19 protein-coding genes are annotated in these 20,390 nt (G+C 70.4%); 2 read left to right on the forward strand and 17 right to left on the reverse strand.

Features of this window, described 5'->3' with window-relative positions; all coding sequences use genetic code 11:
• Positions 1-40: 40 nt before the first annotated feature.
• Both C8E83_RS13980 and C8E83_RS13985 read right to left on the reverse strand, forming a co-directional pair.
• The gene (locus C8E83_RS13980; RefSeq protein ID WP_121370459.1) at positions 41-562 is read right to left on the reverse strand and encodes an amino-acid N-acetyltransferase; all 522 of its coding nucleotides are present in this window, start codon (positions 560-562) and stop codon (positions 41-43) included.
• Between the two features lie 87 nt (positions 563-649).
• The gene (locus C8E83_RS13985; protein ID WP_121370460.1) at positions 650-3,139 is read right to left on the reverse strand and encodes an ATP-dependent Clp protease ATP-binding subunit; all 2,490 of its coding nucleotides are present in this window, start codon (positions 3,137-3,139) and stop codon (positions 650-652) included.
• Positions 3,140-3,314: 175 nt separating this feature from the next.
• Here C8E83_RS13985 and C8E83_RS13990 point away from each other — a divergent pair, with 175 nt between their 5' ends.
• The gene (locus C8E83_RS13990) at positions 3,315-4,295 is read left to right on the forward strand and encodes an NAD(+)/NADH kinase (protein WP_121370461.1); all 981 of its coding nucleotides are present in this window, start codon (positions 3,315-3,317) and stop codon (positions 4,293-4,295) included.
• Between the two features lie 92 nt (positions 4,296-4,387).
• Here C8E83_RS13990 and C8E83_RS13995 read toward each other — a convergent pair whose 3' ends face one another.
• The 15 genes from C8E83_RS13995 to tilS all read right to left on the reverse strand — a co-directional run bounded on the left by C8E83_RS13995 (position 4,388) and on the right by tilS (position 19,765).
• Positions 4,388-5,251, reverse strand: coding sequence for a serine protein kinase RIO (locus C8E83_RS13995; protein WP_121370462.1), 864 nt, complete (start codon positions 5,249-5,251; stop codon positions 4,388-4,390).
• 174 nt (positions 5,252-5,425) lie between these two features.
• A complete protein-coding gene (locus C8E83_RS14000; RefSeq protein WP_147430186.1) occupies positions 5,426-6,052 on the reverse strand; it encodes a hypothetical protein in 627 nt (208 codons plus the stop codon).
• Between the two features lie 523 nt (positions 6,053-6,575).
• On the reverse strand, positions 6,576-7,616 hold the full coding sequence (locus tag C8E83_RS14005; RefSeq protein ID WP_245981676.1) for a sigma-70 family RNA polymerase sigma factor: 1,041 nt from the start codon (positions 7,614-7,616) through the stop codon (positions 6,576-6,578).
• A 396-nt stretch (positions 7,617-8,012) separates the two neighbouring features.
• Positions 8,013-8,219: a hypothetical protein gene (locus tag C8E83_RS14010; protein ID WP_121370465.1), complete on the reverse strand. Its 207-nt coding sequence runs from the start codon at positions 8,217-8,219 to the stop codon at positions 8,013-8,015.
• A gap of 73 nt (positions 8,220-8,292) precedes the next feature.
• On the reverse strand, positions 8,293-9,801 hold the full coding sequence (gene lysS, locus C8E83_RS14015; RefSeq protein WP_121370466.1) for a lysine--tRNA ligase: 1,509 nt from the start codon (positions 9,799-9,801) through the stop codon (positions 8,293-8,295).
• A 16-nt stretch (positions 9,802-9,817) separates the two neighbouring features.
• Positions 9,818-10,567, reverse strand: coding sequence for a Rossmann-like and DUF2520 domain-containing protein (locus tag C8E83_RS14020; protein WP_121370467.1), 750 nt, complete (start codon positions 10,565-10,567; stop codon positions 9,818-9,820).
• Complete coding sequence (locus C8E83_RS14025) at positions 10,564-12,420, reverse strand: PH domain-containing protein (RefSeq protein WP_121370468.1); 1,857 nt, start codon at positions 12,418-12,420, stop codon at positions 10,564-10,566. The genes C8E83_RS14020 and C8E83_RS14025 overlap by 4 nt, the downstream gene beginning before the upstream one ends.
• Complete coding sequence (locus C8E83_RS14030; RefSeq protein ID WP_245981678.1) at positions 12,417-12,902, reverse strand: PH domain-containing protein; 486 nt, start codon at positions 12,900-12,902, stop codon at positions 12,417-12,419. The genes C8E83_RS14025 and C8E83_RS14030 overlap by 4 nt, the downstream gene beginning before the upstream one ends.
• A 135-nt stretch (positions 12,903-13,037) precedes the next feature.
• Complete coding sequence (locus tag C8E83_RS14035; RefSeq protein WP_170159946.1) at positions 13,038-13,514, reverse strand: DUF3180 domain-containing protein; 477 nt, start codon at positions 13,512-13,514, stop codon at positions 13,038-13,040.
• Positions 13,511-14,095 (reverse strand): 2-amino-4-hydroxy-6-hydroxymethyldihydropteridine diphosphokinase, encoded by a 585-nt coding sequence (folK, locus tag C8E83_RS14040; RefSeq protein WP_121370470.1) that lies wholly within the window; start codon positions 14,093-14,095, stop codon positions 13,511-13,513. Before folK ends, C8E83_RS14035 begins: the two co-directional genes overlap by 4 nt.
• Positions 14,092-14,454 carry a dihydroneopterin aldolase gene (gene folB / locus C8E83_RS14045; RefSeq protein WP_121370471.1) on the reverse strand — a complete coding sequence of 121 codons (363 nt, stop codon included), beginning with the start codon at positions 14,452-14,454 and terminating at the stop codon, positions 14,092-14,094. The genes folK and folB overlap by 4 nt, the downstream gene beginning before the upstream one ends.
• Positions 14,447-15,940, reverse strand: a complete 1,494-nt coding sequence (gene folP, locus C8E83_RS20080; protein ID WP_342768931.1) for a dihydropteroate synthase — start codon at positions 15,938-15,940, stop codon at positions 14,447-14,449. The genes folB and folP overlap by 8 nt, the downstream gene beginning before the upstream one ends.
• Before the next feature lie 69 nt (positions 15,941-16,009).
• The gene (gene ftsH, locus C8E83_RS14055) at positions 16,010-18,016 is read right to left on the reverse strand and encodes an ATP-dependent zinc metalloprotease FtsH (protein WP_121370472.1); all 2,007 of its coding nucleotides are present in this window, start codon (positions 18,014-18,016) and stop codon (positions 16,010-16,012) included.
• A 110-nt stretch (positions 18,017-18,126) separates the two neighbouring features.
• Positions 18,127-18,678, reverse strand: coding sequence for a hypoxanthine phosphoribosyltransferase (gene hpt / locus C8E83_RS14060; RefSeq protein WP_121370473.1), 552 nt, complete (start codon positions 18,676-18,678; stop codon positions 18,127-18,129).
• Positions 18,679-18,730: 52 nt separating this feature from the next.
• Positions 18,731-19,765 carry a tRNA lysidine(34) synthetase TilS gene (gene tilS / locus C8E83_RS14065; protein ID WP_121370474.1) on the reverse strand — a complete coding sequence of 345 codons (1,035 nt, stop codon included), beginning with the start codon at positions 19,763-19,765 and terminating at the stop codon, positions 18,731-18,733.
• 73 nt (positions 19,766-19,838) lie between these two features.
• On the opposite strand from tilS, the gene C8E83_RS14070 reads away from it, so the two are divergent.
• Positions 19,839-20,327, forward strand: a complete 489-nt coding sequence (locus C8E83_RS14070) for an inorganic diphosphatase (protein WP_121370475.1) — start codon at positions 19,839-19,841, stop codon at positions 20,325-20,327.
• Positions 20,328-20,390: the final 63 nt, after the last annotated feature.

A 20,390-nucleotide genomic window follows, 5' to 3' on the forward strand; every position in this document is an offset into this window, starting at 1 on the left:
CGATCACATGCCCCGAGCGGCACACACGCGCGAGCCGGAGTCAGGAGAGGTCGGGCAGCACCTTGAGCATGCGGGTGTTGCCGAGGGTGTTCGGCTTGACTCGCGCCAGGTCGAGGAACTCGGCGACGCCCTCGTCGGTCGAGCGCACGAGCTCGGCGTAGACCTCGGGCGACACGACGGACTCGCCGATCTCGAGGTAGCCGTGCTTCGTGAAGAAGTCGACCTCGAAGGTGAGGCAGAAGATGCGGCCGATTCCGAGCGCGCGGGCGTCGACCTCGAGGCCCTCCAGGAGCCGGTGGCCGACCCCGTGACGGATCCACGCCTCGTCGAGCGCGAGGGTGCGCACCTCGGCGATGTCGTCCCAGAAGACGTTGAGCGCCCCGCAGCCGATCGGGGTTCCATCGGGGCCGACGGCGATGCGGAACTGCTGGATGGACGCGTAGAGGGCGACGTCGTCTTTTCCGAGGAGGATCCGGCGTTCGACGTAGGGGCGGATGAGGCGCTGGATGTGGGGGACGTCGGAGGCGAGCGCTTTGCGGACGGTGAACTCTGGCGAACCCATGGCCTCCACCCTAGCGGCGGGCCGCCGAACGAACGCCGAAGGGCGGCCCTCCCGGAGGAGGACCGCCCTGACGCGATGGCGGGGGTTCTACGCCTCGAGCTCGCCGGCCTCGCCCACGAGCACCTCTTCGCGGCCCGGCTGACGCCCGGTCTCGAAGGTGAACTCGCCGTCGACGAAGTCGACCTTCACGTGGTCGCCGGCGTTGAGGTCGCCCTGCAGGATGCGCTCCGACAGCTTGTCCTCGACCTCGTGCTGCACGGCACGACGCAGCGGCCGAGCGCCGAGCGACGGGTCGAAGCCGACCTTGATCAGCTGCTCCTTGGCCGCGAGCGAGAGCTCGGCGGTCATGTCGCGGTCGAGCAGACGGTCGGAGAGGCGCTTGATGAAGAGGTCGACGATCTGCAGCAGCTCCTCCTGGTTCAGCTGCGGGAACACGATCGTCTCGTCGACGCGGTTGAGGAACTCCGGCTTGAAGTGCTTCTTGAGCTCTTCGGTGACCTTCGCCCGCATGCGGTCGTACGACGTGGCCGTGTCGCCCTCGATCTGGAAGCCGACGGGGCCCCCGGTGATGTCCTTCGTGCCGAGGTTCGTGGTCATGATGATCACGGTGTTCTTGAAGTCGACCACGCGACCCTGGCCGTCGGTGAGACGACCCTCCTCCAGCACCTGCAGCAGGGAGTTGAAGATGTCGGGGTGGGCCTTCTCGATCTCGTCGAAGAGCACGACCGAGAACGGCTTGCGGCGCACCTTCTCGGTGAGCTGGCCGCCCTCTTCGAAGCCGACGAACCCGGGAGGGGCGCCGAAGAGGCGGGAGACGGTGTGCTTCTCGCCGTACTCCGACATGTCGAGGCTGATCAGCGCGTTCTCGTCGTCGAACAGGAACTCCGCGAGCGCTTTGGCGAGCTCGGTCTTTCCGACGCCCGTGGGGCCGGCGAAGATGAACGAGCCCGAGGGGCGCTTGGGGTCCTTCAGGCCGGCGCGGGTGCGGCGGATGGTCTTCGAGAGTGCCTCGATCGCCTGCTCCTGCCCGATGACGCGCTCGTGAAGAGCCTTCTCCATGAAGACGAGACGCGAGGTCTCTTCCTCGGTGAGCTTGAACACCGGGATGCCCGTGGCCTGAGCCAGGACCTCGGCGATGACGCCCTCGTCGACGGTGCCGGAGGCTCCGACGTCGCCCGAGCGCCACTGCTTCTCGAGGCGGAGGCGCTCACCGAGCAGCTTCTTCTCCTCGTCGCGGAGGCTGGCGGCCTTCTCGAAGTCCTGGTCTTCGATCGCGGCTTCCTTCTGGCCGCGGACGACCGCGATCTTCTCGTCGAAGTCGCGCAGCTCGGGCGGGGCCGAGAGGATCGAGAGACGGAGCCGGGCTCCGGCCTCGTCGATCAGGTCGATCGCCTTGTCGGGCAGGAAGCGGTCGGAGACGTAGCGGTCGGCCAGGTTCGCCGCCGCGACGATGGCGCCGTCGGTGATCGAGACCTTGTGGAACGCCTCGTACTTGTCGCGCAGACCCTTGAGGATGTTGATCGCGTGCGGCAGCGAGGGCTCGTGCACCTGGACGGGCTGGAAGCGGCGCTCGAGGGCTGCGTCCTTCTCGAAGTGCTTGCGGTACTCGTCGAGCGTGGTGGCGCCGATGGTCTGCAGCTCGCCGCGGGCGAGGAGCGGCTTCAGGATCGAGGCCGCGTCGATGGCGCCCTCGGCGGCACCCGCACCCACGAGGGTGTGGATCTCGTCGATGAAGACGATGATGTCGCCGCGGGTGCGGATCTCCTTCGTGACCTTCTTGAGGCGCTCCTCGAAGTCACCGCGGTAGCGGCTGCCGGCGATGAGCGAGCCGAGGTCGAGCGAGTAGAGCTGCTTGTCCTTCAGGGTCTCGGGCACGTCGCCCTTGACGATGGCCTGGGCGAGGCCCTCGACGACGGCGGTCTTGCCGACGCCGGGCTCGCCGATCAGGACGGGGTTGTTCTTCGAGCGGCGGGAGAGGATCTGCATGACCCGCTCCATCTCCTTCTCGCGCCCGATCACCGGGTCGAGCTTGTTGTCGCGCGCAGCCTGGGTCAGGTTGCGACCGAACTGGTCGAGAACCTGCGACCCACCCTGCGGCCCAGCCTGAGTCTCACCGCCCACTGCAACCGCCTCCTTGCCCTGGTAACCCGAGAGCAGCTGGATGACCTGCTGGCGAACTCGGTTGAGGTCTGCGCCGAGCTTGACGAGGACCTGGGCGGCCACACCTTCGCCTTCGCGAATGAGGCCGAGCAGGATGTGCTCGGTTCCGATGTAGTTGTGCCCCAGCTGGAGCGCCTCGCGCAGGGACAGCTCGAGGACCTTCTTCGCACGCGGCGTGAAGGGGATGTGGCCGGTCGGCTGCTGCTGGCCCTGGCCGATGATGTCCTGGACCTGCTCGCGGACCGCGTCGAGGGAGATACCGAGCGACTCGAGCGCTTTGGCGGCGACGCCCTCGCCCTCGTGGATGAGGCCGAGCAGGATGTGCTCGGTGCCGATGTAGTTGTGGTTGAGCATCTTCGCCTCTTCTTGGGCGAGGACGACAACGCGACGGGCACGGTCGGTGAATCTCTCGAACATCTTCTAGCTCCCTTGGCGACGGGCTGGGACGTCGCCCATGTGACGGCCGACGCCCTCAGGGGGTGGCGCCGTTGGGTTCGAGATTAGCCACGGGGTCGGCGTTCGTCTGCCCCTGTTCGCTGGGGGCGTGACGTTCGCCGGGCTGTCTTACGGCGGGCGTCAGTAGCCTCGGGCCATGGCGAAGTACACCGTCGGCCTGATCCTGCACCCGACCAAGACCGTGACGGCGTCGATCGATGTGCTCCGCGAGTGGCAGCGGAAGACGGGCTCGCGCCTCATCGCCCTGCACGGCGATGCCGACCGGCTGGGCGCAGGAGCAGGCGACACCTCCTCGCCCGAGACCGCGACGGCCCCCGGCATCGACCTCGTCGACACGGCGGAGTTCGTCGAGCGCGTCGACGTCGTCGTCTCGCTCGGCGGCGACGGGACGATGCTCGGCGCGATGCGCCTCGTGGCCGAGCGGCCCGTGCCGGTGCTCGGCGTGAACTACGGCAACGTCGGGTTCCTGGTCGAGATCGAGCCGCCCGAGCTCCCGCGCGTTCTCGACGAGCTGAAGACCGGCGGGTTCTCACTCGAGCCGCACCACGCCATCGAGGTCGTCATCTCGGCGACGGGATTCGAGACGACATTCCTCGCATTCAACGACCTCTCGCTCACGCGACGCCCGGGGCAGGGCGTCGTCACCGCCGATCTCACTGTCGAGGGCACGCCGTACGGCTTCTTCAAGGCCGACTCGATCATCGTGTCGACACCGTCGGGGTCGACCGCCTACAACTACGCCGCCGGCGGCCCCGTCGTCAGCCCCGCCGTGGCCGCGACGATCGTGACTCCCGTCGCGCCGATGGCCGGCATCGATCGCACCGTCGTGCTCGGCCCCAAGGAACGCCTGTCGTTCACGATCGGCGCCGGCACTCAGGCCGCCGCCCTGGAGATCGACGGCCGGGTCGTCTCGGACGTCGGCGAGGGCGCCACGATCGGGGTGAGGCTGAAGCAGGATGCGGGGATCATCGCCCGCCTCGACGCCGGCCGCCACGGACGCAAGGGCCGTCTCAAGCTCAGCCTGATGGACCTCCCGCTCCGCGAGGACCAGCTGCTCGAGCTGGTGCCGCCGGAGATCCGCAGCCGCTTCCCGCGGCCTCCGCACCTGCCCGGCTGAGAGATCCCGGGGCCACACTGGCCGACTGATAGCCGACCCTCGGTCGCAGGCTCCCTCGGCCCTGGGGTCGCGCAATCGCTGGCGCGATTGCCTCAGCTCCACCGCGCCCCGTAGATCTCGCCCAGGCACTCGGCGAAGATCTGCTCGACGTCGCGGACGAAGCCGCGCCTCGCGAACCACGAGCCGATGTTGCGGCAGTCGCGCTCGAGGAGCTCGACGCCCTGCGGGTTGCTCACGACGTCGACGAGCTGCGGCAGGTCGATCACCACGACGCGCCCCTCGTGCACGAGAAGGTTGTAGGGCGAGAGGTCGCCGTGCGCGAACCCGGCCTGCGCGAAGCCGATGAGGATCTCGGTGACCTGCTCGAAGAGAGGCCAGAGGGCGGCGCCGTCCTCCTCCGCCTGGGCCAGGCGTGGCGCGGCGGTGAGGGTCTCGGGGTCGCCGATGAACTCCATGAGGATCTCGGTGTAGGCGATCTGGACGGGGTAGGGCACGGCGAGGCCGCGTTCGTGCATCCTGCTCAGGGCCTCGAACTCGGCCCACGCCCACAGGCCGGCCTGCACCTGGCGGCCGTGCATGCTGGCCCGGGCCATGGCTCGGCCGTCGCGGGTGTTGCGGGTGCGGCGGCCCTCGCGGTACTGCGCGCTGCGATGGAAGTCGGTGGTCTCGGCGCTGCGATAGCGCTTCGCGGCGAGCACCACACTGCGGCCCGTGCCGTCGGGCGGCTTGACGTCGTCGGGCACGGTGCGATCGACGAGGTAGACGTCGGCCTCCTTGCCGGTCTTGAGGATTCCGAGCTCGGTGTCGATCGCGGCGGCGCTCGTGACGAGCCAGGACGGGAACGGGCGCGGGCCGCGCTCGGTGGGGGTGGTGGCCGGCCAGGTGGACCAGCGCTGATCGTCGCCGATGTCGGCGGACGAGAAGGTGGGTACGACGAAATCGTCGGAAAAGGTCAACGGAAGTCTCCAGAGACGGAGGCCTGCCGGTGCTCGCGCTTCTGCGCGGCGTGCCCGTTGCTGTGGCTAGACGGCGGCCTCGGGGGATGGGGTGTGCGGGGTCTTCACGCTCGTCGCAATCATGGTCACCACCCCTTTCGTCGTCTCGTGGCTTCGCCGTGGCTACGTGCCTCGTCACTGTAGCGCTCCGCTCGTCAGGTGTCGAGAGATTCGGCGCAGGATCCGAGACGGGTCCGCGAGATCGTCGTCCGTCGCCCGCACCCGCCTCCACCCCGCGTCCGCAAAGAGCTCTGCCCGTGCGATGTCGCGTCGCCACTGGCCCCTGTCGGTGCGATGGTGGTCGCCCTCGTACTCGACGGCGAGGCGCGCGTCTCTCCACACGAGGTCGGCGTGAAGGTCACCCTCGGCCGTCGTCACCTCGCCGTTGCACTCCGGCTCGGGCAGGCCGGCCCTCACGAGCAGGAGCCGCAGCGCAGTCTCTCTCGGTGACCACACGCGGGGCCTGATCCAGCGCATCGCCTCCCGCAGCCGCCGGGCACCTCGCCTGCTCCCCCACGCCCGCACCGTCGCCGCCAGTCGCTCGATCGGCAGCTCGCGGGCCGTCGCGTGCTTCGACCACCGACCGGCGAGCGCGTCGCCCATGGCGATGACGTCGTCGAGCGGCACCAGCGCCGCGCACTGCGCCCAGGCCGTCAGCGGTTCGACGACCGGCAGCGCGCCCACGAACGTGCCGGTGACCGTGCCGGCTCGATGCCCCACGACGCCCGGTCGCCGCGGTCGGCCGCCGGTGGGGCTGGTCACGTGGAGCGGGTCGAACCTGTGCCCCTGTGGTAGCGGCAGACCCCAGAGGCCGGCGGCCGTGTCATGACTGAAACACTGGCCCGTCCCAAGGACAGGAAGGACATCTCGGCAACGATCGACGAGCGAAGCGGACTCACGTGGCGCCCGCACGCCGTGGTGCGGCGTCGGTAAGGCTCCGGGCCTCAGACGGCGCTCCGGCAGGCCGAGCTCGAGCGCTTCGCCCACGCGAAACGCGCCGTCGCGCAAGAGCGGGGGCAAGGAGTGCATGCTCCGAGACTCCCGCAGTTCTCGGGCGCCCCGCGGCCGATCGCGCCGATCTGTGGACAACCGGGCGCATCGCGAGTCTTGTGGAGGAGGGGTATCGCACTCGAGTGGGCGCAATCTGACGCTCAGCCGCGCTCTGGCGTCAGTTAGCGCCCACTCGGGGATCCGGGCGGGCAACGCGCGGCGGGGGCGGGACGGCGCAGACGCGCGAGGGCCCGGGCACGCCGTGCGCGCCCGGGCCCTCGTACGAGTGCCGCCGCTACTGCAGGTAGAGCTGCAGGTCTTGCGACACGGCCTTCGCGAACATGCGGAGGCGCGCACGCGACTCGACCCGCGAGACGGCCTGACGCGACGAGTGGACGCGCTTCGAGATCTCGTCGAGGGTCATCGGCTGGTCGTCGTCGAGGCCGAAGCGCATGCGGATCACGCGCGCCTCGTCCTCCGGCAGAGCCTCGACGAGCGAGTGGATGTCGCGGTTGAGCATCGAGTTCTCCGTGGCTTCGCCCGGGGAGGGCGTCTCTTCGTCTTCGATGAAGTCGCCCAGCTCGCTGTCCTCGGCATCGCCGACGACGGTGTGGATCGAGACGGGCTCGTGCGAGCGCGACTTGAGGTCGACCAGGTCGGCGACCTCCATCGCGACCTCGGCGGCCACCTCGTCGATCGTCGGCGCGCGGCCGAGGTCGACGGTGAGGTCGCGCTCGGCGCGCGAGATGCGGTTGATGCGCTCGACCGTGTGCACGGGGATGCGGATCGCCCGCGCCTTGTCGGCGAGACCGCGCGCGATGGCCTGGCGGATCCACCAGGTGGCGTACGTCGAGAACTTGTAGCCCTGCGTGTAGTCGAACTTCTCGACGGCGCGGACGAGGCCCAGGTTCCCCTCCTGGATGACGTCCATGAACGGCAGGCCGCGCTGCGTGTAGCGCTTGGCGATCGACACGACCAGGCGGAGGTTCGCCGTGATCATGCGGTCTTTCGCCCGCTCGCCGTCGTGGATCAGCCAGCGGTAGTCGCTGCGGTCGGACGCGGACAGCCCCCCGGCTGCCTCGAGCTCGGCCAGCTTCTCTTCGGCGAACAGGCCGACCTCGATGCGCCGGGCGATCTCGGTCTCCTCCTGAGCGTCGAGCAGCGGCATGCGGCCGATGTGGCGCAGGTAGTCGCCGACCTGGTCGGTCGAAGCCCCCCTGACCTGGCCCAGAACCTCGACCTCGACCTCGTCGTCGTTCGTGGTGGCATCGGCGCGTGAGGCGCTCGTGGCGCCGGTGGTGTTCTCGCGGACGTGGTGATCAGTTGCAATCGACATCTTCTTCTCCATCCTCCCTAGCGAGGCGAGAGCCCGTGAAGCTCTTTCGTCGCAGTACGAGTCAAGCGGTGATTTCCCGATCGGCTGAAATCGTTCAGGGCCTTCTCAAGTAATCTCCGGGTGCGCTCACAGGTAATCCTCCCATTCGGGGTACGCAGCGAGCAAGGCTTTGACATCCGATAAGCAATGGGTGTAGGCGATTCGTCACCCGACCGGGGTACGGATATCCAGCAGAATCAGCACGGTTCCTCATGTCCGCGCGCGAGCCCTACAGCATTCGGGTGACGGCGCGAGTGAACTCTCGATGTCGAGAAGATGTGCGCAGGATGCAACTGGTCGCGATTTCGGGGTACAGAAGGGGGACGCCGTGGTCCCCCACGGACCGCCCGAAAGCCGTCAGTCGGTCGACGTCGTCGCGGCCTGGCGCTCGGCGCGCTCCTCCGCCTCGGCCTTCGCGCGCTCCTCCGCCTCGATGGAGGTGTAGGCCGCGCGCTCGGACTTGTCGGCGCGGAAGATGGCCCTCATCGCGAACCAGAAGAGCAGGCCGACGAGGATCGTCGGGCCGATGGCGTAGAGGACGCCGCCGATCGCGTTATGAGGCATGCGCCAATGGTACGTCTCGCCCCGCCCTGAGCCCAACGCGAGGTTCGACGACGAGCGAACGGTGCGAGCCGCGCTACTTCACCAGCGGGAAGAGGATCGTCTCGCGGATGCCCAGCCCGGTGATCGCCATGAGCAGCCGGTCGACGCCCATGCCCATGCCGCCCGTGGGCGGCATGCCGTGCTCGAGCGCCTTCAGGAAGTCCTCGTCGAGCCGCATCGCCTCGACGTCGCCGCGTGCGGCGAGCTTCGCCTGCTCGACGAAGCGCTCGCGCTGCACGACCGGGTCGACGAGCTCCGAGTAGCCGGTGGCCAGCTCGAAGCCGCGCACGTAGAGGTCCCACTTCTCGACGACGCCCGGCTTCGACCGGTGGGCCCGGACGAGCGGCGACGTGTCGAGCGGGAAGTCCATGACGAACGTGGGGCGCTCGAGCGAGCCCTTGACGAAGTGCTCCCACAGCTCTTCGACGAGCTTGCCGTGGGTCTCCTGCGCGACGGTGATGCCGAGGTCGCTGGCCATGGCCTGCAGCTCGCCGAGCGGAGTGTCGACCGTGATGCGGGTGCCGGCCGCCTCGGAGAGCGACTCGTACATCGAGATGCGCGCCCACTCGCCACCGAGGTCGTACTCGGTGCCGTCGGCCCAGGTGACCACGTGCGATCCTGCGACCGCCATCGCGGCGTTCTGGATCAGCTCTTGCGTGAGGTCGGCGATCTGGTGGTAGTCGCCGTAGGCCTGGTACGCCTCGATCATCGCGAACTCGGGCGAGTGCGTCGAGTCGGCGCCCTCGTTGCGGAAGTTGCGGTTGATCTCGAAGACGCGCTCGATGCCGCCGACGGCGGCGCGCTTGAGGTAGAGCTCGGGTGCGATGCGCAGGTAGAGCTCGGTGTCGAACGCGTTCGAGTGCGTGACGAACGGGCGCGCCGAGGCGCCGCCGTGCATCGTCTGCAGCATCGGGGTCTCGACCTCGAGGAAGTCGTGCGAGTCGAAGGTCGACCGCAGCGACTTCATGACGTCGGCCCGGGCGCGCACGGTGGTGCGGGCCTGCTCGCGCACGATGAGATCGAGGTAGCGGCTGCGAACCCTCGTCTCCTCGCTGAGCTCGGTGTGCAGGTTCGGCAGGGGCAGGATCGCCTTCGACGCGATCCGCCACTCCTTCACGAGCACGCTCAGCTCGCCGCGGCGCGACGAGATGACCTCGCCCGAGACGAACACGTGGTCGCCCAGGTCGACCATGGCTTTCCAGCGCGCGAGAGACTCTTCGCCGACCTCGGCCAGCGACACCATCACCTGGATCCGCGAGCCGTCGCCCGACTGCAGCGCGGCGAAGCAGAGCTTGCCGCCGATGCGGAAGTGCACGACGCGGCCGGCGACGCCGACGACGTCGCCCGAGGCGGTGTCGGTCTCGAGGTCGGCGTACTTCTCGCGGACAGCCGGGATTGTCGTGGTGATCGGAACGCCGACCGGGTACGCGCCCTCCCCCGACTCGATGAGGCGCGTGCGCTTCTCGAGACGCACGGCCTTCTGCTCGAAGACGTCGTCTTCGAGGTCGGGGTCGGGCGCGGAAGCGGCGGGCGCGTCAGTCAACGGAGGGCTCCAGAGGTCAGGGCAGATCGCCGTCGTCGTCGAACGACGGCATCTCGATCGTACCGGGGCCGACGGAGCCGTCCGCCACGGCCAGGGCGCGGTCCATCGCCGAGCGCACCAGCGGCGCGATCACCCGACCGGGCTCGGGCAGGCCGAGCTCGCGCAGGATCCCGACGGACTGCGTCACGATCGCCGCCGAGAACGTCGTCGCGGTCTCCACCGCCTCGGCGTACCGCTCGCGGTCGGCCTCCTCGACGACCACCGGCTCGGCGCCCATCTCGACGACGAGCGCCTGACCGATCGGCAGGACCGGGGCGGGAGCGGTCACGGCGCAGTACGAGTCGCGGAGGCGCACGAGGTCGATCGTCGATCCGGTGAACTGCAGGGCCGGGTGGATGGCCAGGGGGATGGCGCCGGCGGCGCGGGCGGGCTGCAGGATCGCGAGACCGTGCACGGGCGATGTGTGCACGACGAGCTGGCCCGCCTGCCACGCCCCCGTCGTCGCGAGACCCTGCACGAGGCCCTCGAGCTGGTCGTCGGGCACAGCGAGTACGACGAGCTCGGAGCGCTCGACGATCTCTTGCACCGACAGGATCGGCACGCCCGGCAGGATCGCGTCGGCCCGGTCGCGGCTCGCCTCCGACACCGCGGAGATGCCCACGAGCGCGTGGCCGGCCGCGGCCAGCGCGGCGCCCAGCACGGGGCCGACGTGCCCGGCGCCGACGATGCCGACGCCGAGTCGGCCGGATGGCTGCGACGGACTCACCGGTCGAGCCTCGTGTCGACGGCGGGAGGCTGCCAGAGCGGAGCGTCGCCGGCCTCACCCCGCTCGAGCCACCGGTGCGTGCGGTCGGCCCGTGCGGCGACGACCGCGTCGGCGGCCACCGACTGGAAGAAGGCCATGGCGTCGCGCTCGTCGAGCGCCCCGATGTCGGCCGTGATCGGGCCCTGCACCGTGTGCAGCTCGACGTCGGCCAGCCTCAGGCGGCGCAGCAGCGGCCCCTGGCGGAGTCCGACGCTCTGCACGCGCGGCAGCGGCACCACGATCAGCTCGCGGAGGATCGCGCCCTTGCGCAGCAGGATCGAGCCCGGCGCCGTGCGGAACCCGTTGCGGTGCCACGAGAACCACCTCAGCCACTGCCCGCGGCGAGGCGACGTCGTGAAACCGCCCTCCGCCCCGGTGGAGGTCATCCCGGCCTCGATGAGCGACAGGGTCCGGCGCCCCTCCTCGACCGCCCGGCGGGGCTGGCTCGCCGCGAGGTCGGCGGCGGTCTCGCCGCGGTCGAGCGCGCTCTGCGCCTCGAGGTCGACGGCGGTGAGCCCCACCAGCTCGGGCAGGATCAGCCCCAGAACCTTCGCGACGTCGTCAGCCGACCCGACCGGCAGGATCGTCGTGTTCGCCTGATTGTCGGCTCCGCGGCCGGAGGCGTGCGACGCCCGGTTGATCTTGACCTCCCACCAGCCGAACGGCCGCCACAGGAGCGGCTGGCTGAGCTTCACCGAGTGGATGCGGCCGGGCGGCAGCGTCTCGTTGCTCGTCGAGAGCAGGCCCCAGCCGATGCGGATGCCGTCGCGGGTCGACGCGATCGAGTAGCGCAGCGACTTCACGACCCGGCGCGAGTAGTAGCTGAACGATCCGAGGATGGTCGGGAAGAAGATGACGAGCAGGAAGTACTGCCCCGTCGTGGCGATGCTCACCACGACGACCGCGATGATGATCACGAGCACGAGGGTGAAGCGGGTCAGGATCGCCGACCCGATGAGGCGCCCGAGGTGCATCCGGACGACGCTGGGCGACTCCTGCTCGGTCGGGACCCCGTAGCCGTTCGGCGAGGCGCCCGGCGCGCCGGGTGACCAGGTTGCTCCTGCGCCGGTCTCCCGCTCGGTGTCTTCGCCGAGCGGGGACGCCATGAACTCGTGCAGCCGCTGCTCGATCAGCCCCGTGCCGCCCGGAGCGGCGGGCTGCCCCGACCCGGCCTCGGTCTCGCGCACGCCGCTCGCGCGGCGGAGGATCTCGCGGCGGACTTCGTCGGCCTGCGACGAGCGCAGGTAGGCGAGCGGCACGTTGGCGTCGTGGCCTGCCTGGTTGATCTCGAGCTTCGCGGCGCCGAACAGGCGGGCGAAGAGCGGGCGCTGCACGTTGATGCCCTGGATCCGGTCGAGGCGGGCCCGCCGATTGGTGCGGAACAGCACGCCGCTTCGCGTCTCAACGGTCTCGCCGGTGACGCGGAACGTGTTCATCCGCCACGAGACGTAGAAGACGCCGACCAGGATCACGAGGACGGCGAGGATTCCGAGCGCGGCGATCCACTCCAGCTGGTGCGCGACGACGTAGGCGACGGGGTCGCCCTCGTTGCCGCCGCTCCCGTGATCGCCCGAGTGCGGGATGAAGAGGTTCAGGAGCTGCTCGCGCGCGCTGTTGAGCACGTACCCGAGCACCACGACGAGGAAGAACCCGCCCCGCAGGAGCGGCGTGGCCGGGTGGAGATGGTGCCACTCGCCGTCGGCCAGTTGCTCGCCCGTCGCGGGCGCCGGATGCGAGCGCGCGCGGGTGCGCCCCGCGCGGCCGCGACGGTCGGAGTCGGGCGGGAGGGACTCGCCCGGGGTCCAGCCGCTCACAGCCCGGCCCGCCGCGACTCGGCGAGGTCGACGAGGCGGTCGCGCAGCCTCTCAGCCTCATCGGCCCGGACACCCGGGATCGTGACGGCGCTCGACGCGGCCGCGGTGACGAACTTGAGGTCGCTGAGTCCGAGCGCGCGGACCACGGGCCCGCGGTTGACGTCGATGAGCTGCATGCGGCCGTACGGCACGGCCACGAAGCGCAGGAAGAGGATGCCGCGGCGCACCAGCAGGTCGTCCTCGCGCAACTGGTAGCCGGTCGCCCGGACGCGTCGGGGGACGAACGCGACGACGACGATCGTGACCACCACGACGGCCGCCGTGATCGCGTAGCCCCACCACTCGCCGGAGAGCCAGGTGAGGGCGCTCACCGCGGCGATGACGAGGCCGTAGAGCGCGTACCGCGCCATCTCGGGCCACTTGTAGGTCGGCGAGATGCCCGTCCATGCGGGCTCGGTCACGTCGATCCGGTCGGGGGTCACTGGTGCTCCTGTGGGCCTGGGGGTTGCCGTGCGGTCGGACGCCGCCGAGCCCTCACGGGATCGAGCCGGCGCCGCCTTCAGTCTCGCAGTATGCCCCATGCCACCGACCCGGGGCCGAGCGCGCGGCGGACGGCATCAGACACGCTGGTGGTGGCCGCCCGTGCGATCGTCGTCGTCCGTCGGGGGCACGGTGCACATGAACTCGGCGACGAGCCCGGCCACGAGCAGGACGACACCGCCCACGACGGCGACGATCGTCGTGATCAGCGACGACGCCGGAACGGTCACGCCGCGGGTGAGCGTGTAGACGAGCAGGCCGGCGGTGAAGCCGCCGAGGATTCCGCCGGCGAGGCTCGACGCCTTGGCGATGAGCACCACCCGGGTGGCGTAGTACGCGTCGATCGGCCCCGGCGCGCGGCCGCGCGCGACCCTGAAGACCGGCACGGCGAGGGAGATGACGATCGCGGCGATGGCGAGCAGCACGAGGCCCAGCGTGATCGCCGGCGTGGCGACCGGGTGCATCGTCGCCACGAGCGCGCTGTCGAAGGCGAAGCCGGCGACGCCCGCGACCACGAGGAAGGCGACGACGGTCGAGATGCGGGTGCGTTTCACTCGGCGGACTCCGGGGTGAGGGCGGGCTGGTCGAGGCGGGGAGCGCCGGCCACGGGGGCGATCGGATCCTGCAGCCCCTGGAGCAGCACGGCGACGGGGCCGTGCCCCGGCAGGACCGCGCCGGGATCGACCTGCAGCCACGGCTCGAGGACGAACGATCGCTCGGCCGCGCGCGGGTGCGGCAGCGTGAGGCGAGGCGTGTCGACGATCGTGTCGCCGTGCACGATCAGGTCGAGGTCGAGGGTGCGGTCGCCCCAGCGCTCGACGCGGACCCGACCGTGATCGTCCTCGATGCGGTTGAGCGCGTCGAGCAGGTCGAGCGCCGAGAGGGTCGTCGAGACGAGGACGGCGCCGTTGAGGTACGACGGCTTCGACTCGTCGAGCCCGTCGAGGGTGAGGGCGATCGACTCGACCGGCACCGACGCCGCGAGCACGGTGACACCCGGCGTCGCGGCGAGCTCGGTCACGGCGGCCCTGAGCGTGGCGTCGCGGTCGCCGAGGTTGGCGCCCACGGCGACGACGGCGCGCACCGGCTCGGCCGAGACGGAGGAGGTGCCGGGCGCAGGATCCGAGACGCTCACGGCCGCCCGCGCTCGATCGTGATCGACACGTCGCCGAACGGCACCGCGATGGGCGCCTCGGGCTTGTGCACGGTCACCGACGTGCTTCGCGCCGCAGGATGCGAGAGCACGGTCGCGGCGATGCGCTCGGCGAGCGTCTCGATGAGGTCGACGGGCTCGTGCTCGATGTCGTGCACGATCTGCTCGGCGAGCACGCCGTAGTGCACGGTCTTGTCGAGGTCGTCGGAGGAGGCGGACTCGATGGCGTCGATCTCGACGGTCACGTCGACGACGAAGAGCTGGCCCTGCTGCTTCTCGTAGTCGAAGAATCCGTGGTGGCCGCGGGCGCGGAGCCCGGTCAGGGTGAGCCGGTCAGTCACAGGAGCCCTTCTGCCACGCCTCCCAGACGTCGAGGGCGGCCCTGGTCGAGGCGACGTCGTGGACGCGCACGCCCCAGGCACCGGCCTGGGCCGCGAGGGCGCTGATGACGGCGGTGGCCGGGTCGCGCTCGCGCACGCCGGCGTCTTCGGGCAGCAGGCCGCCGAGGAACCGCTTGCGCGACGCCGCGACGAGCACGGGCAGGCCGAGCTCGTCGAGCTCGTGCAGATGGCCGAGCAGCTGCCAGTTGTGCTGAGCCAGCTTGGCGAAGCCGAGGCCCGGGTCGATGACGATGCGCGCGGGGTCGACGCCCTGCACGACGAGTTCGGCGACGCGCTGGAACAGCTCGGCCTTCACCTCGGCGACGGCGCTCGAGTACTGGGCGTGCTGCTGCATCGTGGCCGAGTGCCCGCGCCAGTGCATGGCGATGTAGGTGGCGTCGGTGTCGGCCACGACCTGCGCCATGTTCGGATCGGCGAGGCCTCCGGAGACGTCGTTGACGACCTCGGCTCCTGCCTCGACCGCAGCGAAGGCGGTGGCGGCGTTCATCGTGTCGACGCTGACCCGCAGGCCGAGCGCGACGAGTTCGCGGATCACCGGGATCACGCGACGCTGCTCTTCGTGCACCTCGACGCGCGGCGCCCCGGGGCGCGTGGACTCGCCGCCGACGTCGATGAGGTCGGCGCCGTCCGAGGCCATGCGGCGCGCGTGCTCGACGGCGTCGTCGAAGCGGGCGTAGCGGCCGCCGTCGCTGAACGAGTCGAGCGTGACGTTGAGGACGCCCATGATCAGCGTGCGCTTGGCGTCGGGGTGGGCGGCGTCGATCGGTGGAGGCGTGACGACCGCCTGGCGCACGACCGAGATCGCGCGGGTGGCGACGTCGATCGGCCCGTCGGCGGAGGGGACCTCGGGGAGGGGGCCGTCGAAGACTCCCCCGGCCACCAGACGCCGCTCGGGCAGGACCTGCTGCTCGGCGCCCTCGACGCTCGGGGCAGGCCTCACGGCCTCCTGCTCGCGGTGGCGCTGAGCCACTCGCCGCAGGGCCTCGCCCTGTGCGGCCACCGTGGCGCGGTCGGCGGCGAGACGGGCCTCGCGCTCCTGCTCGGCCCGCGCGGCATCGGAGACAGCCTGCGCGCTGGCGGCGGCCTCGCGCTCGGCGGCCTCGGCCGCCGGGTCGACGATCGGGCTCGCGCGGCGGCCGCGACGAGGCTCGGTCGGCAGGGACGAGGCCATCGCGGTCGGCTGCGACACCGCCGAGCTGGCCGCGCGCGGCGGCACGAGCGGCTCGACGTACACGGCCGAGTCGGTGGAGTCGGCCGTCTCCGCGGCAGGGGGCACAGACGCCGCCAGCCCGCTCACGGCGGGCTGGATCGGTGTCGCCGCGAACGGCGAGGACGAGGGGAGGTCGTGCACGGCGCCCGCGGGGTAGCGGTCGCGGCCGCGCGGCCTCACCCACGTCTGCTCGACCTCAGGGTCGAGGTCGGGCATGACGTCGGCGGGAGGCCGCGCAGAGTCGTTTCCGGCGCTGTAAGACGCCCTCGTCTCGTCGCTCACGGCCTAGGCGGGAGCGATGCCGGGGGTGGTGCGCGGAGGACGCTTGCGAGCGGGCTTCGCCGACGGCTCGGAGTCGATGCCGCCGTCGACCGCACCGGCGTCGACCGGGAGGCGCGACGGGATCTGCACGGCCGGCAGGTTCGACAGCGGTCGCTTCGTGCTCGAGAGCCACTCGGGGCGCTCGGGCAACTTCTTGACGTCCTTGAACACCTCGGCGAGCTCGTCGTGGTCGAGCGTCTCCTTCTCGAGGAGCAGCGTCGCCAGACGGTCGAGGATGTCGCGGTTGTCGTTGATGACCTGCCACGCCTCGTCGTGCGCCTGCTCGAGCAGGATCCGCACCTCGGCGTCGACCGTCTCGGCGATCTTCTCCGAGTAGTCGCGCTCGCCCATGTCGCGGCCCATGAACTGCTCGCCCGAGCCCTGACCGAGCTTCACCGAGCCGACCTTCGACGACATGCCGTACTCGGTGACCATCTTGCGGGCCGTCGAGGTGGCCTTCTCGATGTCGTTCGAGGCGCCGGTGGTCGGGTCGTGGAAGACGATCTCTTCGGCGACGCGGCCGCCCATGGCGTACGTGAGCTGGTCGAGCAGCTCGTTGCGGGTGACGGAGTACTTGTCCTCCAGCGGCAGCACCATCGTGTAGCCGAGGGCGCGACCGCGCGGCAGGATCGTGATCTTGGTCACCGGGTCGGTGTGGCGCATGGCCGCCGCGGCGAGGGCGTGGCCGCCCTCGTGGTACGCGGTGATCAGCTTCTCGCTGTCCTTCATCACGCGGCTGCGGCGCTGGGGGCCGGCCATGACGCGGTCGACGGCCTCGTCGAGGGCGCGGTTGTCGATCAGCTGCGCGTTGCTGCGAGCCGTGAGGAGCGCGGCCTCGTTGAGGACGTTGGCCAGGTCGGCGCCGGTGAAGCCCGGCGTCTTGCGGGCCAGGACGTCGAGGTCGACGCTCGCCGAGAGCGGCTTGCCCTTGCCGTGGACCTCGAGGATCTGCTTGCGGCCCTCGAGTCCGGGAGCGTCGACGCCGATCTGGCGGTCGAAGCGACCCGGGCGCAGGAGCGCGGGGTCGAGCACGTCCGGACGGTTCGTGGCCGCGATGAGAATGACGTTCGTCTTCACGTCGAAGCCGTCCATCTCGACCAGGAGCTGGTTGAGGGTCTGCTCGCGCTCGTCGTTGCCGCCGCCGATGCCGGCACCGCGGTGGCGGCCGACGGCGTCGATCTCGTCGATGAAGATGATGGCCGGGCTGTTCTGCTTGGCCTGCTCGAAGAGGTCGCGGACGCGGCTCGCGCCGACGCCGACGAACATCTCGACGAAGTCCGAGCCGGAGATCGAGAAGAAGGGGACGCCGGCCTCACCCGCGACGGCCCGCGCGAGGAGCGTCTTGCCGGTGCCGGGAGGGCCGTAGAGGAGAACGCCCTTCGGGATTCGCGCGCCGACCGCCTGGAACTTCGCGGGCTCTTTCAAGAAGTCCTTGATCTCCTGCAGCTCTTCGATGGCCTCGTCGGCGCCCGCCACGTCGGTGAACGAGACCTGCGGGGTCTCCTTGTTGTTCAGCTTCGCCCGCGACTTGCCGAACTGCATGACCTTGCTGCCGCCGCCCTGCATGCTCGAGAAGAGGAACCAGAACAGGACGCCGATGATCAGGAACGGGATGAAGAACTGCGCGAGCGACCAGAACACGCTGGTCTGCGTCACGACGTCCGTGTAGCCGCCGCCGTCCTTGATCGACTTCAGCTTCGCGTCGGAGACCGCCTTGACGACCTCGGCGCCACGAGGCGTCGCGTAGTAGAACTGCGCGGTCGTCTTGTCGTTCAGCACGAGGTCGACGCGCTGCTCGTTGCTGTAGATCTGCGCCGACGCGACCTTGCCCGACGACAGATCTGCGAGACCCTCCTGGGTCGAGATCTTCGTGGTGCTGTTCATGTTGATCAGGCTCCACGCGACAGCGATGCCGATCAGAGCGATGAGCACGTAGAGGTACGGGCCGCGGAGTAAGCGCTTGAAGTCCATAGAGATCCGGGCGGCGGGCCCGACACCTTTCTGCAAGGAAGAACGTGAGGGAAAGGTTACCTCGCGGCACCTTGCCGTCGAATGGGTGTTCGCCGTAGGAAGAATGCCGCCTAGCTGTACACGTGCGGCGCGAGGATCCCGATTGCGCGGAGGTTGCGGTACCGCTCGTCGTAGTCGAGGCCGTAGCCGACGACGAACTCGTTCGGGATCTCGAACCCGGCGTACTTCACCGGCACCTCGACCGTGGCCGCCTCGGGCTTGCGCAGCAGGGCGAAGATCTCGACGCTCGACGCCCCGCGACCGCGGAGGTTGCCCAGCAGCCAGGAGAGCGTGAGACCCGAGTCGATGATGTCCTCGACGATGATCACGTCGCGGCCGTGGAGGTCGGTGTCGAGGTCTTTCAGGATCCTGACGACACCCGACGACTTCGTGCCCGAGCCGTACGACGAGACCGCCATCCAGTCCATCGTCGCGGGGATCCGCAGCTCGCGAGCGAAATCGGCCATGACCATGACGGCGCCCTTGAGCACGCCGACGAGCAGCGGGTCGCGGCCGGCGTAGTCGATCTCGACCTGGCGGGCGACGTCGGCGATCTTCTGGTGGATCTGCTCCTCGGTGAGGAGGATCGACTTCAGGTCGCCCTCGATGTCGCTGGTGTCCATGGGGCGTGTCTCTCCGGTCGTTCTCGCTGCGCGATCAGCGTTTTCGCTGGGATCAGGGGGTCGCGACGGCCTCGAAGTGCAGGATCCCGCCGCGTCTCACCACTGTAACGCCCGGCAGGTGAACGGCTCCCTGCCCGTGCCAGTCGGTGACGAGGCGCGCGACCTCGAGCGTCTGCGCCCGCGACAGCGAGACGGCGAACTCGCTCTCGACCGCCAGCCGGATCAGCCGCTGCCGCAGGGCCGCCGGGTTCGCGGCGAGCCCCCGGACGTCGAGCGAGATGCCGGCCTCGGCGTGGTCGGCGAGCTCTTCGGCCTGCTCCTCGGCGAAGTGGTCGAGGGCGTCGCTGTCCTCGCGCAGCTGGTCGGCGGTCCGCACGAGAGCCTCGGCGACGCCCGGCCCGAGCTCGCGCTCGAGCATCGGCAGCACCACGTCGCGCACGCGCACCCGGGTGTACGCGGGGTCGGAGTTCTGCGGGTCGGTCCACGCGGCGAGCCCCGAGTCGGCGCAGAACGCGTGCGTCGTCTCGCGCCGCACCCCGAGCAATGGCCGGCCGAAGCCGTGCGACGCCGGCTCCATTCCCCGCAGGCTGGTCGGGCCGCTGCCCCGCGCGAGGCCGAGCAGCACCGTCTCGGCCTGGTCGTCGAGGGTGTGGGCCAGCAGGATCGCGGACGCCCCCGACTCACGGAGCGCCTGGCCGAACGCCTCGTACCTCGCGGCCCGCGCCGCCGCCTCGGGGCCGCCGGTCGCCCCGACCTCGACCCGCTTCACGAGGACGGGCGAGAGCCCGAGCCCCCGGGCCTGCTCGGCCGCCTCCTCCGCGACTCGTTCCGAGCCGGCCTGGAGCGCGTGGTCGACGACGATCGCGCCGGCCTCGACGCCGGCGCCGTGGCGGGGCGCCTCGAACGCGAGTGCGGCGGCGAGGGCCGTCGAGTCGGGGCCGCCGCTGAGGGCGACGAGGAGGCGGGGCGCCGGGCGGGCCGTCGGATCCTGCGACCCGTCGGGGAGGGGGACGTACGTCGCGAGCCAGTCGCGGACGGCTCGGCGGACGTCGGCGATCGCGGGGGTCAGGCGAGGACGCTGTGGCACCTTGTAACGTTAACGCGGTCGCGCCGGGCTCGCCGCGCGCCGTCATCTTCACGTTCGAGAACCAGGAGTGCACATGGGTGCCTACGACGTCGTCATCGAAATCCCGAAGGGGTCGCGCAACAAGTACGAGGTCGACCACGAGACCGGCCGCGTCTACCTCGACCGCGTGCTCTTCACCTCGTTCGTCTACCCGACCGACTACGGCTTCTTCGAGAACACTCTCGGCCTCGACGGCGACCCCGTCGACGCGCTGGTGCTGCTCGAGTACCCGACCTTCCCTGGCGTGGGCGTCAAGGTGCGCCCGGTCGGCGTCTTCAAGATGAGCGACGAGGCCGGCTCCGACGCCAAGGTGCTCGTCGTTCCGGCGAAGGACCCGCGCTGGCAGCACATCCAGGACATCTCGGACGTCGACGACCAGACCAAGGCCGAGATCGCGCACTTCTTCGAGCGCTACAAGGACCTCGAGCCCGGCAAGTGGGTCAAGGCCGACGGCTGGGGCGACGCCGCCGAGGCGGAGGAGATCGTCGCGGCGGGCTTCGCCGCGTACAAGCCGTCGCACTGACGACAGCACTGCTCGAACGTCGGCCTTCGGCGTGAGCGGTGGTCCGCGGACCACCGTCTCCGC

Source organism: Frondihabitans australicus (assembly GCF_003634555.1).
Lineage (GTDB): Bacteria > Actinomycetota > Actinomycetes > Actinomycetales > Microbacteriaceae > Frondihabitans > Frondihabitans australicus.